Source organism: Pseudovibrio denitrificans JCM 12308 (assembly GCF_001310815.1).
Taxonomy (GTDB): Bacteria; Pseudomonadota; Alphaproteobacteria; order Rhizobiales; family Stappiaceae; genus Pseudovibrio; species Pseudovibrio denitrificans.
In genome coordinates, this window is record NZ_BAZK01000020.1 from 1 (window position 1) to 16,017 (window position 16,017).

The 16,017-nt window shown below is 52.9% G+C and carries 14 protein-coding genes, 1 tRNA gene and 1 pseudogene; 10 read left to right on the forward strand and 6 right to left on the reverse strand.

Translation table 11 applies throughout. From position 1 onward, the window contains the following. Positions 1-129: 129 nt before the first annotated feature. Positions 130-435: a GIY-YIG nuclease family protein gene (locus tag JCM12308_RS27935; protein WP_128647455.1), complete on the reverse strand. Its 306-nt coding sequence runs from the start codon at positions 433-435 to the stop codon at positions 130-132. Between the two features lie 686 nt (positions 436-1,121). Here JCM12308_RS27935 and JCM12308_RS21335 point away from each other — a divergent pair. Beyond that, positions 1,122-1,394: a hypothetical protein gene (locus tag JCM12308_RS21335; RefSeq protein WP_054785012.1), complete on the forward strand. Its 273-nt coding sequence runs from the start codon at positions 1,122-1,124 to the stop codon at positions 1,392-1,394. Between the two features lie 249 nt (positions 1,395-1,643). Here JCM12308_RS21335 and JCM12308_RS28385 read toward each other — a convergent pair whose 3' ends face one another. Further along, a complete protein-coding gene (locus JCM12308_RS28385; protein WP_164845339.1) occupies positions 1,644-1,814 on the reverse strand; it encodes a hypothetical protein in 171 nt (56 codons plus the stop codon). 186 nt (positions 1,815-2,000) lie between these two features. On the opposite strand from JCM12308_RS28385, the gene JCM12308_RS21340 reads away from it, so the two are divergent. Further along, the gene (locus JCM12308_RS21340; protein WP_208978830.1) at positions 2,001-2,618 is read left to right on the forward strand and encodes a LysR family transcriptional regulator; all 618 of its coding nucleotides are present in this window, start codon (positions 2,001-2,003) and stop codon (positions 2,616-2,618) included. Positions 2,619-2,623: 5 nt separating this feature from the next. Further along, the gene (locus JCM12308_RS30680) at positions 2,624-2,854 is read left to right on the forward strand and encodes a hypothetical protein (protein WP_208978831.1); all 231 of its coding nucleotides are present in this window, start codon (positions 2,624-2,626) and stop codon (positions 2,852-2,854) included. Between the two features lie 73 nt (positions 2,855-2,927). On the opposite strand, the gene JCM12308_RS21345 is transcribed toward JCM12308_RS30680, so the two are convergent. After that, positions 2,928-3,296 (reverse strand): PH domain-containing protein, encoded by a 369-nt coding sequence (locus JCM12308_RS21345; protein ID WP_054785013.1) that lies wholly within the window; start codon positions 3,294-3,296, stop codon positions 2,928-2,930. 276 nt (positions 3,297-3,572) lie between these two features. On the opposite strand from JCM12308_RS21345, the gene JCM12308_RS28390 reads away from it, so the two are divergent. After that, positions 3,573-3,710, forward strand: coding sequence for a hypothetical protein (locus JCM12308_RS28390; RefSeq protein ID WP_164845340.1), 138 nt, complete (start codon positions 3,573-3,575; stop codon positions 3,708-3,710). A gap of 106 nt (positions 3,711-3,816) precedes the next feature. On the opposite strand, the gene JCM12308_RS21350 is transcribed toward JCM12308_RS28390, so the two are convergent. Further along, positions 3,817-3,906: transfer RNA gene (locus JCM12308_RS21350), tRNA-Ser, on the reverse strand. A 408-nt stretch (positions 3,907-4,314) separates the two neighbouring features. Between JCM12308_RS21350 and JCM12308_RS21355 the strand changes: the two genes are divergently transcribed. The 6 genes and pseudogenes from JCM12308_RS21355 (at position 4,315) to xsc (ending at position 11,927) form a co-directional block, all read left to right on the forward strand. After that, positions 4,315-4,632, forward strand: a complete 318-nt coding sequence (locus tag JCM12308_RS21355; RefSeq protein ID WP_208609129.1) for a hypothetical protein — start codon at positions 4,315-4,317, stop codon at positions 4,630-4,632. Between the two features lie 26 nt (positions 4,633-4,658). After that, positions 4,659-5,333 (forward strand): peptide-methionine (S)-S-oxide reductase MsrA, encoded by a 675-nt coding sequence (msrA, locus tag JCM12308_RS21360; RefSeq protein ID WP_054785014.1) that lies wholly within the window; start codon positions 4,659-4,661, stop codon positions 5,331-5,333. Positions 5,334-5,541: 208 nt separating this feature from the next. After that, positions 5,542-6,021 (forward strand): MarR family winged helix-turn-helix transcriptional regulator, encoded by a 480-nt coding sequence (locus tag JCM12308_RS21365; RefSeq protein WP_014283787.1) that lies wholly within the window; start codon positions 5,542-5,544, stop codon positions 6,019-6,021. Between the two features lie 419 nt (positions 6,022-6,440). After that, a complete protein-coding gene (locus tag JCM12308_RS21370; RefSeq protein WP_054785015.1) occupies positions 6,441-7,802 on the forward strand; it encodes a methyl-accepting chemotaxis protein in 1,362 nt (453 codons plus the stop codon). 356 nt (positions 7,803-8,158) lie between these two features. Beyond that, a complete protein-coding gene (pabB, locus tag JCM12308_RS21375; protein WP_054785016.1) occupies positions 8,159-9,964 on the forward strand; it encodes an aminodeoxychorismate synthase component I in 1,806 nt (601 codons plus the stop codon). A 185-nt stretch (positions 9,965-10,149) separates the two neighbouring features. Further along, positions 10,150-11,927, forward strand: a pseudogene (gene xsc, locus JCM12308_RS21380) (sulfoacetaldehyde acetyltransferase). A gap of 174 nt (positions 11,928-12,101) precedes the next feature. Here xsc and JCM12308_RS21385 read toward each other — a convergent pair. Beyond that, a complete protein-coding gene (locus JCM12308_RS21385) occupies positions 12,102-14,576 on the reverse strand; it encodes a GcvT family protein (protein ID WP_054785017.1) in 2,475 nt (824 codons plus the stop codon). A 79-nt stretch (positions 14,577-14,655) separates the two neighbouring features. Next, positions 14,656-15,993 carry an omega-aminotransferase AptA gene (gene aptA, locus JCM12308_RS21390; protein WP_054785018.1) on the reverse strand — a complete coding sequence of 446 codons (1,338 nt, stop codon included), beginning with the start codon at positions 15,991-15,993 and terminating at the stop codon, positions 14,656-14,658. Positions 15,994-16,017 lie beyond the last annotated feature (24 nt).

Genomic DNA, 16,017 nt, shown 5'->3' on the forward strand with positions numbered 1-16,017 from the left:
CAGGGTTGTGGGCTCTGAGGGGAGGCATGGGATGTGAGGGCATTGTGGTTTGAGGTGGGGCTGACTTTGCGGTGGTACTGATGAGCAGAGCGGTTGCCTCAGGTGTCATCCCGGCCAAGGAGCCGGGATCTATAACCACTTACGTATGCTCAAAGTGCAATGAGAGTGACAAGTCCTCCCAATGAGGTTCATCTCTTCGATGGCTTGAATTTTCCATTCCCGTCGCCAGCGTTTTACCTGCTTTTCTTTGCGGATAGCCTCGTGCGGTTCTTCGTAGAGCTCATAGTAAACAAGCTTGGAAACGCCATACTTTGCCGTAAAGCCGGAGTTCATCTTGGTCTTATGCTGATGCACACGCTCAGGCAGGTTATTGGTTACGCCCGTGTAGAGTGTCCCATGCTTTCGGCTCGCCAGAATGTACATGTAGTAAGGCATGCACTGAGTATGCAGTTGGCATTCCTTTGTCGCTACTGCGCAAACTTACCCGTTAATGCAGGGGGTATGGATCCCGGCTCGGGGGCCGGGATGACACCGAGGGCGACCGCTTTGCGTATTGGTGGAGAGGTGGGATGGGTCCCGGGTCTTCGCCCGGGATGACACCGTGGGGGGGCCGTTTTGGGTTTTGGCGTGAGCGCTGTGGTTGGGGAGCTTTCGGGTGTTTGTGGTGAGGGCTTTATTGACTGGCGAGTATGGCGTTGGTGGAGACGTGGGATGGGTCCCGGGTCTTCGCTGCGCTTTGCCCGGGATGACGTCGTGGGGGCGGCGCGTTCAAAACGCTGAGGGAAGTCTTTCACCCAACCGTTGCAGAAATGCATGAGTGGGGGAGGTTTTGGGTTTGGGCGTTGACAGGTTGTGGAGTTGTGTTTCACACTCATATGTGAGGTCCAAAACCTCTAAAGTCAGCGGTACCCGCTCCCGTAGTCTAGCGGTTTTTTTGTGCCTATTTTATAGTGCGCGAACCCTTTGCTATGAGCGGGAGGGCGGTGAATACAACACCTCCTTCGGGAGGGAATAAGCCCGCCTGTCTGACTCAGGTTTTTGGCCTCCCGCTCGCCAAGGGGTCTCCAAAAAGCTCTTAGGTGCTGCGGTTCTTCAACACCCTAGTCAGTAAGGGGATTGGAATGGACGATACCGCATGCGCGCATAGCGCCACAAACACTATCGACAATGAACTAGATGAAGTACTCATTGCTGTCTCTGACCTTGAGAATCTGGCTTATTTTCAGCAGCTTGTGCTGAGTGAGCGGATGAACCAGAGCAGCGAGCGGGATGCTTTGTTCACTTTGCATTATGCCTTGCGAGACCGCCTGGAAGCGCTGAGAAAGACCTGTGGGGTTTTACAGCGGGTCGTCGACCCACAACCAATCAGTACAACATTGACGCTTCTTGATTAACGGGTTGGGCGCGGGGCACTGAGCCCCCTGCCCTGTTCGGCTGCGTTGGTGCGCCTTGCTCTGGGTTATCTCCCCTGAGGCGTGCCGTTTCACTGTGCCGGTGCTTTCGCGGTGCGCTTGCTGCGCCGTGGGCGGTGCCTCGCAATCCTTGTTCAGCCGCCCCGTGCATGTGGTCTGCCAGCGACCGGCGGTCTGCCTGCGCGTGCACCCTGCTGGTCTGCGGTGAGTAACGCACTCCGCAGGCCAGTGTTATGCGCTGAAGAGGCAAAAGAGAACGAAGAGGCCGGCCATGATGGAGGCCAGTGCGATGTAGTAGGGCCGTGCGCAGGCGCTGGCGTAGTTGGTGTAGTAATCCTCCAACTGCTGGCGCGTTGGGTTTTTGGGGTGCTTGTCTGGTTCGGGGAGTGGAAAAATCAACATTCTGGCTTCTTTTCATTTAGGAGAACTGCGTGGAGCAACCGCCTCTTCGAGGCCTGGCGTCGCTCCATTCTTTCTTTCTGCGTACTCTTGTCCAAGAACCGGCTTCCACTTCTCGGGAGTACGCACTATCTTTCCTCGTGTTCTTCCCGCCGGATAGCGGCCAAATTTCAAAAGCAGTTTTCAAAAATGAAGGTTCGATTGCTGGATAATCTCAATGCATTCCTCGTGCTTGCGGCTTGTGGCACGCTGAGTGAAGCGGCGCAAAGGCTGTCGTGCAGTCCGGCCACGCTCAGCCGCCGTATGCAGCAGTTGGAAGAGGATGTGGGGCTGAAGCTGTTTGACCGAGTACAGGCCGGGTATGTGCTGACCGAGGACGGGCACGATGTTCTGGAGCAGCTGGAGCCGTTTCAGTGTGCCTATGCCGGGTTTGAGCAGTGGTTGAGCGCGAAATCCCGCAGGCCGCAGGTTCGGGTTTCTGCCGGCAGCTGGACGATGAAGTTTCTCAGCATGCATATTGGTGCGCTGTGCAAGCCGGAGGATGGGTTCGAGGTGGTGTTCATTACCAGCGAGGACCGGCTGAACATCAAAAAACGCGAGATTGATATTGGGCTGCGCAGTTCTCCTCCAGCGGAGATTGGGCTGGCGAGCAAGCGTCTGCCGCCCGTGGAGTTCGCGCCTTATGTGGCGGTTGGGGCGGTTGGGGCTGATGAGGCGGTGATGGAGCGCTGGCTCGGCATCGCGCCGGAGTTCGCGACCACAAATTCCTCCCGCTGGCTGCTGGAGCACCATGCAGTGAGATGGTGATGCAGGTGAGCTCTCAACACACCCTGCTGGACATGCTGTGCGCAGGCGCGGGCGTTTCCATTCTGCCGTGCTTCCTAGGAGATACCGCGCCTCAGCTGCGGCGATGCGGGCCGGTGATTGAGGAGCTGACCAAGTTCCAATGGGTGACCATGCATGATGACCGGAGACATCTGCCCGAGGTGCGGATGATGACGGACCGGATCGTACAGGTGATCGAGCAGCATCGTGGGCAGTGATGGAGGAGAGTACAATGTCAGCCTGCAGCCTGTTATGTCAGCCCGCAGGTTGTCTTTGCAGTTGGCCGATTGCTTAGAGGATAGCCTGAGAGATATGACGGGAGATCGCAATCATGTCGACTTCTCCCTTAAATTCAAACTTCACCATACCAACTGCAGAGAAATACAGCTCAAGCTCTGCGTCCAAGTCCAGCGTCCCAGCTGTTTCAATGGAGTAGGCCACAATGCTCTTGTAAGGAAGCGACGTGAAGTCCTTTTTGCTTCCCGTAATCCCCTGGACATTTACTGAAATCACACGTCTATTGGTAAAGACAACGCCGTCTCTCATTGACTTAAATGACGCGATTATCTGCTCCCCATCAACAAGCAGGTCAACCACTCTCTCTGCATAATCATCAGCCTGCTTTAGTTTGAAAAAGCCTTTATTTTTGAAATCAATCATCTTCTGTTCCAGTTTGAAAGTGCACTCAGGAGTCCCTCAATCATTGATTGAGCACAATGCGACCCTTAATCGCAACCTCTAGTTGATTAACTGGAAAATGACAAATATTTTCAGAGCATTGCCAGATGCTGATAAGTATTCTTGCTTACTGAAGCCAAAACACTCTTATTTTTTGAAAAGAAAATAAAAACTGCGCTGGAGAAAAAGTGATCGACGAGTTCACCAAGACCATCATGAGAAAAACGCGCTATCAACAGTACGTTTCGAGATAACCTATTGAAGGATGAGAAGCTGAATGCAGTGAAAGACAAGTTCGGCTTTTCTAGCAAGGATTACAAGCTTGCTTTCAGCAAGATCAGGAAAGCTGTTTCAGTAGAACTGATCCTAAGCAGCGAAAGCCGTTTCTCACGTTAGGGAAGACGGTATGCGTTCCGTGAAACAGTATTAGCGTATGCCAGAAAAATAAGCATAAACCGTATCTCTGCGAGGCGTTGATTAATTTTGCTTTTCGGGGAAGTAATGGCGGAGAGACAGGGATTCGAACCCTGGAGACGGTTACCCGCCTACACGCGTTCCAGGCGTGCGCCTTCGACCACTCGGCCACCTCTCCGCAATCTGCTCACCGGGTGTGCCCGGCGGCGTGAGAGGGGGTATATGCAAAACTCTTGGGGGGCGCAAGAGGTCTTTTCGATTTTTTTGTGATGTTTCCCCACTCTGTGGAACCAGAATGAAAACAAAGGCATTTTTCTGAGGCCATGCGGGCATCCACTCACAATCTATTACGCAGTTTTGACTGGATTTTAAGAGCGGCCCCTATCCCTGTTCTGATAGGTTGCACCTTAGATTGCATGCGGTACTGTGGATACACGCAGGCTCCAATGGGATTTGGAGTGCGCGGTGTTCATTTGCAGTTGCGTATCATGCTCTAGTTTTTTGCCAGAGTGGCTCTTTGAGACCTGGTCCTAATTGGATCTGGGGGAGCGTGCTCTGAACGCTGACAGGAAAAGGAAGCAAACACGTGGTTGGATTTTTACTGCGTTTTATTGGTGTATGGTTTGTGGCCATTGCGCTGGTCTCATTTGTCGTGGATGCCACCAAGAGCATCGCGACCTCCAACTGGACCTCTACACCGCTGGGGCTGATCTGGTTTGATCTGTCACCTGAAACGCTCAATGCATCACAGGCGGCCATCCAACGGTACGTGAGCCCTATCCTCTGGGATCCGATCATTCAAAGCATTTTGTTGATGCCGCCGTGGGTTATATTCGGACCAATCGGCCTAATTATGCTATGGTATGGCGACAAGCGGCGTCGCATCAGCACAACCCTGCTGTGATGCAGAGTCTTTACAGGTAAGTGAATATGTCGTTTCTCAGAATGCTCTCAAACAAGTTTAAAATGCCAGATGCAAGCAATGTGCTGCCTGGCCGGGACACTCCTATCATGACGCCAGGCAAACACTTCGTGAATGGCCATGACCTGGACGGGCCTTATCCTGACGGGATGAAAGAAATTTATGTGGGCATGGGCTGTTACTGGGGTGCGGAACGCGCCTTCTGGGAACTGCCGGGTGTGTATGTAACAGCCGTTGGCTTTGCAGGTGGCACTACCAAGAATCCGACCTACCATGAAACGTGCACTGGTCAGACCGGTCACACTGAAATTGTAAAAGTGGTCTACAATCCAGAAGAGATTTCACTGGAACAACTTCTGAAGGTGTTTTGGGAACGTCACGACCCAACGCAAGGAATGCGGCAGGGCAATGATGTTGGAACACAGTATAGATCTGCGCTTTATTTGACGAGCGATGCAGATATTGAGACGGCTAAAGAAACAGCAAAGACCTATCAGCGGGCCCTCAAGGAAATCGGCAAAGACACGCCGATAACCACGGAAATCGGTAGGCTCGACGTGTTCTATTATGCTGAGGAATATCACCAACAGTATTTGGCAAAGAATCCAGATGGATACTGTGGCCTTGGGGGCACAGGTGCGACCTGCCCATTGCCGTTTTCGTCGCAATCCCCTCAGCAATAGGTGATCAAAAATAATTTATGGATAATTGCAACCTGCTAATAATCAGGGACCGAATTGGCGGTTTTTATTGATTTTGCAGGTTGCACCAATGCGAAATACTTATTATTTTCAATTTTATTAAACTTGCATTTGTTAAATTGCAGTTTTAGGATTAACTCTAATGACGCTAAGTCAGAATCGTCAGGACAGTATTTTAGAGATTTAATTTATGATGAGAACAAATCATATTGCAGACCAACTTTCCGCAGTAAGTACAGCACTGGAAGATGCGAGTGTTGATGCTTACGGAGATCTTTCAACAAGCGCTGTTGCGGCTCTTCTTATTATGAGACGCTCCCCAGCCATCTCCATCGGTACGGTCGCTAAAGAAGTTCGTTTGAGCCATTCCGCTACCGTTCGCCTGATCGACCGCCTTGAAAAGGATTGGTTGGTCCGACGTCTGCGCCGCAGAGGTCGTGAAGTGATGGTAGAACTGACCGTTCGCGGTAAACGTAAAGCCGTAGAAGTGGCTGAAGCCCGTCGCAAAGCAGCTCACGCGCTGCTCGGTGACATTGATGAGAGCCAATTGGACAACCTCTCTTCCGTTCTCAAGTTCATCCTAAACGACGTGGAAAGCTCTGCTTGCACTCGCTTCTGCTATGATGACCCGATGGAAGATGAAAAGGTTGAAGAGAACGAACCAGCCTAAGACAACTATTTCACGTACTTAGCGATTTATATTTTTCATTTTATTTTCAACGCGACAACACCGAAGCGTATGCTTTGGTGTTGTTTGCTTTTTTGCCCCTCACCGACGCTCCATTAAGCTTCTCTTAAGCATAAATCTAATACAAATTACAACTAAGATTTGAATGGAATGATTTACGCAATTCATTCTGGAGAGCGTTTTCGTTTTTGAGGTGATTACTGGGCGATTTCGCTCTTTCCTGCGTGTTTCTCTTTTCATTCAGTCAAGCAGTCTCCAAGCCGATTACTCTTGGCCTGCTGCTTGCGGTTGTGCGTGTTCATTTGTGATTCCAGAGACTTACAAAGTCAGAGCGCGTGATAATAATTGGGTAGATGTATTTGGGTGCGCTTTGCACCAATACTATTAAGGGAAGACCTGAAATGAGTGCTGCAGTCGGATTTGAAGAAGAGGTAGGCCAATCTGACATGGGTTCAACCAGTTGGCCAATTGCTCTGGGCTGGGTTCTTGCTCTCCTGAGCTTTGGGATGAGCTGGGCTGGTGACACTGGCACCATGAGCATTCTTTCAGGAGTTGCTTTCCTGCTTGCTGCTGTGCCAACCGCGCTGTGGCTGAAAGATAAGACCTCCGGCACTTCAGAACTTGCTTCGGGCGTTTGCCTTGCTGTTCTGGCTGGCCTTGCGAGTTCGGCTGCTGCGGTTGGCGGGTATGCAGAAGGCTGGCAAGTGGACTTCAATATCCTGTTCTTCGCACCGCTCGTCGTTCTGGGCTCCTCCCGCAGTGGTGGCGCACTTGGCAGTTTCCTCGCAGTTTCTGCGATTTATCTGCTCGGCAGTCTGTTTGTGATGCCAGAGTTTCTGGTGAGTGAGCAGAGCACTTTTTCCGGCAACATGATCATTCTGGTTCTGCTTGCTGGCGTGACAATGGCATTTCTTGGCACGCAGGGTGAAGCACCTGCTGAAAGCACAGCCGTGAGTGAAGCTGCTGCGACCGTCAGCACATCAGCTGCCGAAATCGCAGAAAATGAGCAGAAGATTGCTGAGCAGTCCGAGCGTATCGCTTTCTTTGAGAAGCATGTTTCCGATCTGCGCGATGCGGTTGACGGGCAGCTGAAGAGCCTTTCTCAGAACACACACAGCATTGTTTCCGCTTCCAAAGGCCTGGAGAACGCAACGCATAAATGCTCCAGCCATACAACTGAGGTGGTGACTTCCTCAGATGCGGCTTCCGGCAATGTACAGACAGTTTCTGCTGCGTCTGAAGAGCTGTCTTCCTCCATTTCCGAGATCGCGCGCCAGATTGCGCAGGCCAATGAGATGGTGGAAGCTGCAACACGTGGTGCACAGGAAACCAATGACACCATTGGCAGCCTTGCAGAAGCTGCAAGCCGCATTGGTGAAGTTGTGACACTCATTCAGGCAATTGCAGAGCAGACCAACCTGCTGGCACTGAACGCAACCATTGAAGCGGCACGTGCCGGTGAAGCCGGTAAAGGCTTTGCGGTTGTGGCGGCTGAAGTTAAAGAGCTGGCAAACCAGACCTCCAAAGCGACAGAGGAGATTGCCTCGCAGGTTTCCGCTATTCAGGGCAGAACCCGTGAAGCGGTGGAAGCGATTGGTTCCATCTCCCACACCATGGATGAGGTTAACTCTCACACTGGTGCGATTGCAGAAGCGATCACTCAGCAGGGTGATGCGACCAACGAGATTTCAGCCAATATTCTGGCAGCCTCTGATGGCACCATGCTGTTTCTCAAGGCATTGCGAGCCTCAGCGAAGCCATGAATGAAGCAACCGGTTCTGTTTTCGAAGTGACAGAGAAAGCAAGCAAGGTAGATGGTGATCTTAATGAAGTTCACGATACGCTGGAGCGCTTCTTCCACGACGTTGCTTAATCAGCACCTTACATTTTAAGTTTAACGGGTCACCAATGGTGGCCCGTTTTGCGTTCTGGGTGCTTATCTTGTTTCAGCAATTTTGCCTCTTCCGGCTTCATCTTGCGGAATTTGAGAGAAAATCGATCACAATTTACGCAAAACTACTCAACAAACGGACTTGGAGACAATTTTATGATTGCCTTGGTCTGGCGGGCTGGTATTGAGCATTCTTAATAAGGATAACCCAAATAAGAATGGACAGGCATGGCGCAGTTTGCGTTTGGAACGGTACTTCTTGTCGACAGGCTAAGTCATGAGCCTGCGCGTCTCTTCCAAGCCCCTCAACGCGTGTTAACCTGCCAAACTCTTTCCGAGGTCCCCCAGTTTCTTCAGCAGTTGGAGCAAGAACGCAAAGCAGGCCATCATCTGGCGGGCTTCTTCTCCTATGAGTTTGGCTTTGCCTTTGAAGAGAAGCTGAAGCAGCGTTTTTCCGGCTCTGGCAGCATGCCACTTGCCTGGTTTGGTGTTTATGATGCGCCGGAGCTTTTGTCTCGTGCGCAAGAAGCGCAGTGGCTGAAGGAAGCGGCTGGTAACGAGGCCTCCCCCTCCATTCACATCAACCAGTTTGACATGAGCAAGAGCGATTATGATGCCGCTTTTGCAAAAACACAGCAGCATCTGGCGCAGGGTGATATCTACCAGATCAACCTGACCATGCGCGCGATGCTGGAACAGACTGGCAGTGCGGCGGCGCTCTTTGATAACTTGCTGTTTCAACAGCCTGTTGGATATGCGGCGCTTCTGCATCTGGGAGATCAGAAAGTTCTTTCCATTTCTCCAGAGTTGTTTTTGGAGCGCAAAGGCAAGCAGCTGACTACGCGGCCTATGAAAGGGACTGCCCAGCGCGGGCGGACAACAGATGAGGACGCACGCGTTCAGGAATGGCTTCAAAGCGATGTGAAATCGCGCGCCGAGAACACGATGATCCTTGATCTGATGCGCAATGACCTATCCCGCATTACAAAAGCAGGCAGTGTTTGTGTTCCCTCGCACTGCGAGGTTGAGCAATACCGCAGCCTGTTCCAGATGACATCGACCACGACTGGCGAGCTGGTGGATGGGGCTGAACTGCCTGAAATCATTGAGGAGCTGTTTCCATGTGGCTCCATCACCGGAGCACCAAAGCTGTGGGCCATGGAGATCATTGACGATCTGGAGAAGAGCCCGCGTGGGATCTATACGGGCTCCATTGGCATGATTGAGCCAAATGGCGATTTCACCTTCAACGTGGCGATCCGCACCCTTGTGATTGACGAGGATGGTGCCGCGGAAATGGGAACGGGCTCCGGTGTGGTGTTCGATTCTGGTGCCTCTCCTGAGTATGATGAATGCTTGTTGAAGCTGAACTTCCTGAAGGCCTCTGACGAACGGTTCACCCTGTTTGAAACTATGGGCTGGACGTCTGAGGATGGCTATACACTGCTGGAACGGCATATGCAGCGGATGGCAGATAGCGCATCTTACTTCGGCTTCAACTGGAATCCGGAGCAAGCTTTGCGCGTGCTTGCGGACAATGCTGCAGGTTTTGAGCGCTCTATGCGAGTGCGGCTTGATCTGGCGGAAGATGGTGAGCTGTCGGTGACTGCGCAGGAGATGCCAGCTGCAAGCGGTGAAGATTGGCGTGTTTGCATTGCAGAAGAACGCGTGCATTCGCAGGACCGCTTCCTGTTTCACAAGACCAGCCGTCGTGGGTTTTATGATCAGACACGCGCTGATTATGCCGCCCAATATGGGTGCTCAGAGATCATCTTCCTCAATGAAGCCGGATATCTGACGGAAGGCAGTTTCACCAATCTGTTTATCCGCAGGGATGGCAAGTTGCTGACACCAGCCCTGAAGCACGGCTTGCTTCCTGGTGTGTTCCGCGCTGGTTTGCTGGAGCATGGATATGCAGAAGAGGCTAATCTGACACTTTCAGATTTGCAGGAGGCAGATGCGGTTTACATCGGCAACTCTTTGCGCGGATTGATGAAGGCCAGCCTTGTTTCCCTTGATGCTGACGTAAGTTAGGTCACTTTTTTGTAATGTCCGCCAGCGGGCATTCTCCTTTTATCTTCAAGCTCCTCAACGCAACTGGCCAATGCTATAGCGGAATCTGGCCCTAAGGCTCCTCTCCACCTCACGCTAGGTTTGTTTGCATATCAGAATGTGCAGATCACAGCCGAGCCTGTGACGTGATGGGGAGGATTCGTGCGATGAAGATGACTACCGAAGAGGCCTTTGTAAAAGTGCTGCAAATGCATGGGATTGATAACGCCTTTGGCATTATCGGTTCAGCCATGATGCCGGTTTCGGATCTCTTTCCCGCCGCAGGTATCAAGTTCTGGGATTGTGCCCATGAATGTAACGCGGGCATGAGTGCGGACGGGTACTCCCGCGCCACCGGCAAGATGAGCATGGCGATTGCTCAGAACGGTCCGGGCATCACCAACTTCGTGACGCCTATCAAAACAGCTTACTGGAACCATACGCCTTTGCTGCTTGTTACCCCGCAGGCAGCCAACAAGACCATCGGACAAGGTGGCTTTCAGGAGATTGAGCAGATGGCTCTCTTCGAGGATATGGTTTGCTATCAGGAAGAGGTTCGTGATCCTTCTCGTATTGCGGAAGTGCTGAATCGCGTGATTGAGAAGGCCTGGCGCGGATGTGCTCCGGCCCAGATCAACGTGCCACGTGATTTCTGGACACAGGTGATCGATATCGAGCTGCCGCAGATCGTGCGTATGGAAAAGCCGCGCGGTGGTGTGCAATCCATCAAGAAGGCTGCAGAGCTGCTTTCGGATGCCAAGTTCCCGGTGATCCTGAATGGTGCGGGCGTGGTGTTGAGCGGTGCTATTCAGGCCTCTGCCTCTCTGGCGGAGAAGTTGAGCGCACCGGTGTGTTGTGGCTATCAGCATAATGATGCGTTCCCCGGCAATCATCCCCTCTCTGTTGGTCCGCTTGGGTACAATGGCTCAAAAGCGGCAATGGAGATGATTTCCAAGGCGGATGTGGTGCTGGCCCTTGGCACACGCCTCAATCCATTCTCCACTCTGCCCTGCTATGACATGGATTACTGGCCGAAGGAGGCCAAGGTCATTCAGGTGGACATCAATTCTGACCGGATCGGCCTGACCAAGAAAGTCACCGTCGGTATTCAGGGTGATGCTCGTGCTGTGGCGGAGCAGATTATGGAAGAGCTGGCTGATCATGCTGGCAATGATGGCCGTGAGGAGCGTGAGGCTCTCGTGCATCATGCTAAGTCTGCGTGGTTACAAGAGTTGTCCTCCATGGATCACGAGGATGACGATCCGGGCACCACTTGGAATGAGCGCGCTCGCACGCGTGAGCCTGAAAAGATGTCTCCTCGCATGGCATGGCGCGCTATTCAGGCCGCACTGCCGAAGGAAGCGATCATCTCTTCTGACATCGGCAACAACTGTGCGATTGGTAATGCCTATCCGAGCTTTGACGAAGGGCGTAAGTACCTTGCTCCGGGTCTGTTCGGCCCATGCGGATATGGCCTTCCGGCTATTCTGGGTGCGAAGATTGGTTGCCTGATACGCCGGTGGTCGGCTTTGCTGGTGATGGTGCGTTTGGTATCTCCATGAACGAGATGACCGCGTGTGGCCGTGATGACTGGCCGCCGATTACCATGGTGATCTTCCGCAACTATCAGTGGGGTGCGGAGAAGCGCAACACCACGCTGTGGTACGACGATAACTTCGTTGGCACCGAGCTTAATCTGGAAGTGCAGTACGCCAAGATTGCGGAGGCCTGCGGCCTCAAGGGCATTCAGGTGTTCAGCATGGATGAGCTGAGCAAGACACTGGATGATGCCATTGAAGGCCAGATGGAGCGCAATGAAACCACGTTCATTGAGGTGATCCTCAATCAGGAACTTGGAGAGCCTTTCCGCAGAGACGCCATGAAAGCACCGGTTGCTGTCGCAGGCATCAATGCGGAAGATATGCGCGAGCAAGAACTCGCGTAAGTCCCCCAGCAGTGCCCTTCTCGCCTCCTCTGAGAAGGGCATCAATCTTAAAGCCCGCGCAGTGTAAAGCTGCCCGGGCTTTTCTTTTTACGTATCAGTTGAACAACAACACTTTGCCGCACAAACATCCGGTTAGAAGAGCACCTCAGGTTTGATCCGAGATGCTCTCATGTTTTATGCGTCTTCCAGTTCTTTCAGGCCGCGCATACGTAGGCTTTTAGGGTCGTACATTGGCTTGAAGGATGCTTCAGCATCGCAAAGAGTGCCTTCCACGTCGATTTGGTAGGTGGAAGCGAGCATGTCTTTGATTGTTTCACCCTTACACGGCACGTAGCCGAGGCCGACTGCACCACCGAGCGTGTGACCGTAGTTTCCGGAGGTGAGATAGCCGACGATTTCTCCATCCCGCAGCACAGGCTCGTTGTGATGCAGGAGTGGCTCTGCATCTTTCAGCTTGAACTGCAGCATGCGGGAGGACAGGCCTTCTTCTTTCTTCCGCAGGACAGCATCTCTGCCAATGAAGGATGGCTTCTTAGTGCTGACTGCGAAACCAAGGCCAGCTTCCAAAACGTGGTCTTCTTCGGTTATATCATGACCGAAATGTCGGAAACCTTTTTCGATGCGCAGGGAATCCATTGCATGGAGACCGCAGAGTTTTAGGTCTAAATCGGCGCCTGCTTCCATCAGAGTTTCATAGGCATGCGCCGCCATGTCGGTTGAGACATAAAGCTCCCAGCCCAACTCACCCACATAGGACACACGGTGCGCACGCGCGAGGCCCATGCCGAGTTCGATCTCCTGCATGGTGCCGAAGGGGTGGTTTTCGTTGGACCAGTCGTGGTTAGAAAACTTGGAGAGCAACTCTCTGGAGTTAGGCCCCATCACCACCAGTGTTGCTTCGCCCGTAGTTATGTCGGTGATCACCACATTGGCGCCCGCTTTGTGCTTGTTGAGCCAGCTGAGTTCGCAGATCACTGTCGCTGCTGGGGTTACGAGCAAATAAGCGGTTTCGGAGAGGCGGGTGACGGTGAGGTCCGCTTCAATGCCACCGCGTTCATTGAGGAACTGCGTGTAAACAATCTTGCCGACTGGTACCGACATATCGCCACCGCACATATGATTGAGCAGACTTTCCGCATCCGGACCTTCAACACGGATTTTGCCGAAGGAGGACATGTCATAGAGGCCGACATTGTTGCGGATGGCGAGGTGTTCTCGTTTAGAGTTCTCGAACCAGTTCTGGCGTTTCCAAGAGTACGCGTAGGTTGGCTCCTGCCCTTGGTCTGCAAACCAGTTGGCTCGTTCCCATCCAGCCGTCTCACCAAATGCTGCACCTGCTTGTTTTAGATGCTCATGCAAGGGTGAGCGGCGGACACCGCGGGCGGTTACCTTTTGGCGGAATGGGAAGTGGTCTGCATAGAGCAGTCCAAGCGTTTCCTTGGAGCGCTCATAGAGGAAGGTCTTGTTGCCCATAAACGGTTGCATACGGCGGATATCAACATCGGAGAGGTCAAATGGCGGATAGCCGTGCTCCATCCAATGCGCCAGTGCCATGCCTGCTCCCCCAGCGGACTGTATACCGATGGAGTTGAAGCCCGCACAGACAAAGAAGTTCTTGAGCTCAGGTGCTTCCCCCAGATGATAGGCATCATCAGGCGTGAAGCTTTCCGGGCCATTGAAGAAGGTATGGATCCCCGTTACGGCCAGTTCAGGGAAGCGGTTGATGGCTTGCTCCAGGATTGGCTCGAAGTGCTCGATATCTTCAGGCAACTGATCGAAGCAGAAGTCCTCTGAAATGCCCTGCATGCCCCAAGGCTTGGCGATTGGTTCAAAGGCGCCCAGAAGGATTTTGCCAGCATCTTCTTTATAATAGGCGCACTCGTCCGGTACGCGCAGGGTTGGGAGTTGAGGCAGGCCAGCAATGTTGTCAGTGACCATGTAGAAGTGCTCACAGGCGTGGAGCGGCACGTTTACGCCGGCCATTCGGCCCAATTCGTGTGCCCACATGCCAGCGCAGTTGACCACATAGTCAGCGGCGATATGGCCTTGCTCATCACTTCCATCACGCTGCCATGAGACACCAGCGACGGCGCCATTGCGCTTTTCAATGCTGGTGACTTTGACACCTTCAAAGACTTGCGCACCCCGTTGGCGCGCGCCTTTGGCAAGAGCAAGGGCGATGTTGCCCGGGTCTCCCTGCCCGTCCTTTGGCAGATAGACAGCCGCAGTAACATCCTCAGCATTTACATAGGGATAGCGATCCAGCAGTTCTGATGTGGAGATTTCTTCGACTTCCACCCCAAAGGCGCGGGCCATGGCGGCGGAGCGCAGGATCTCGCTGCGGCGCTCTTCGGTCAGAGCCACCGTGATTGAGCCGTTGCGGCGGAAGCCAGTCGCAATTTCTGTTTCGGCTTCCAGGTCGCCGTAAAGCTCCTGCGAGTATTTCGCCAGGCGCGTCATGTTTTTGGATGCGCGCAGCTGCGCGATCAAGCCCGCAGCGTGCCACGTGGTGCCACAGGTAAGCTGTTTGCGCTCCAACAGCACGATGTCTTTCCAGCCAAGCTTGGCCAGATGATATGCAACAGAACACCCGGCGATACCGCCACCGATGATAACCGCACGAGCATTTTGTGGAATAGGCTTCGTCATTGATTGCCTCCCCTCAACCAACTAGGAAAACAAAAGAAGAGCACAAATGTGCTCTTCTCAAAACAATACTTTCTTCGATTTATTCGGCCATGAGCGTTTTTCTCATTGCATCCACGATCTCATCGACATGACTTCGCTCTGCAATGAACGCTGGGGCCAGAATGGCTGTGTCCCCCGTCCATTTGGCGTGGCACCCGTTCCAGAACAGCTTTTTCTGCATCTCGTTGCCGCGGATGCCGGGCTTGCCGGGAAGTGGGTGAACCTCCACACCGCCCATGAGGCCGTACCCTCGAATATCTTTCACGATCGGAATATCCTGTAGGGACCAGATCGCGTCGAGGAAGTAATCGCTCAGCTCTGCTGCACGTTCAAACAGGCCTTCGTCCTCGTAAATCTTCAGCGTTGCCAGACCTGCTGCACAGGCTGCCGGATGAGCTGAGTACGTGTAGCCGTGGAAGAACTCGATGGCATTTTCCGGAGCAGCTTCGGTGATGGTCTCATAGACCTGATCGGACGCTGCGACAGCCCCCATTGGAATCGCGCCGTTGGTGAGTGCTTTTGCCAGGGTGATAATGTCTGGCATGACGTTGAACGCATCAACTGCAAATGGTTTGCCAAGGCGACCAAAGCCGGTGATCACTTCATCAAACACCAGCAGAATGCCATGCTCATCACAGATCTGACGGACGCGCTCCAGATATCCCTTTGGCGGGACAAGCGTTCCGGTAGAACCCGCGACAGGTTCAATAAACACAGCTGCGATTGTTGAGCCGCCGTAAGTTTCACAGAAACGCTGCAGGTCATTTGCCAGTTCGGCACCTGTTTCCGGCTGGCCTTTTGTGAAGGCGTTTTCTTCGTTCCAAGTGTGACGCATCATGACAATGTTTGGCATGACGACCGGGAAGGTTTCGCGGTTTTTCACCATACCGGACAATGAGACGCCACCCATGTTTACACCATGGTAGGCCCGCTCTCGGGAGACAAAGCGGGTGCGTTGCGCTTCACCATTGGCACGGTGATAGGCCATGACCATTTTGAGCGCTGTATCGATGGCCTCTGAGCCAGAGTTAACGAAGAACACATGGTTGAATGGCTCTGGCATGATCTGGGTAAGTTTAGCCGCAAACTCAAAGGATGTTGGTTGCCCCAGCTGGAATGGCGCTGTGTATCCGTTCTGCATCATTTGAGCATGGACGGCATCCGCAATGGACTTGCGGGCATGGCCTGCCGGGACGTTGAACAGACCGGAAGATCCATCAACCAGACGATCACCCTGCTGATTCCAAAGGTACATTCCCTCTGAACGAGTGATGAGGCGTGGAGCATTCTTGAAATCCCGGTTTGAGGAAAACGGCATCCAGTGTTGCTCAAGAGAATTAGTTTTGACTTGTTCAATCGGCTCTGCAAGGACACTCATCTCGATCTTTCTCCTAGAACACTG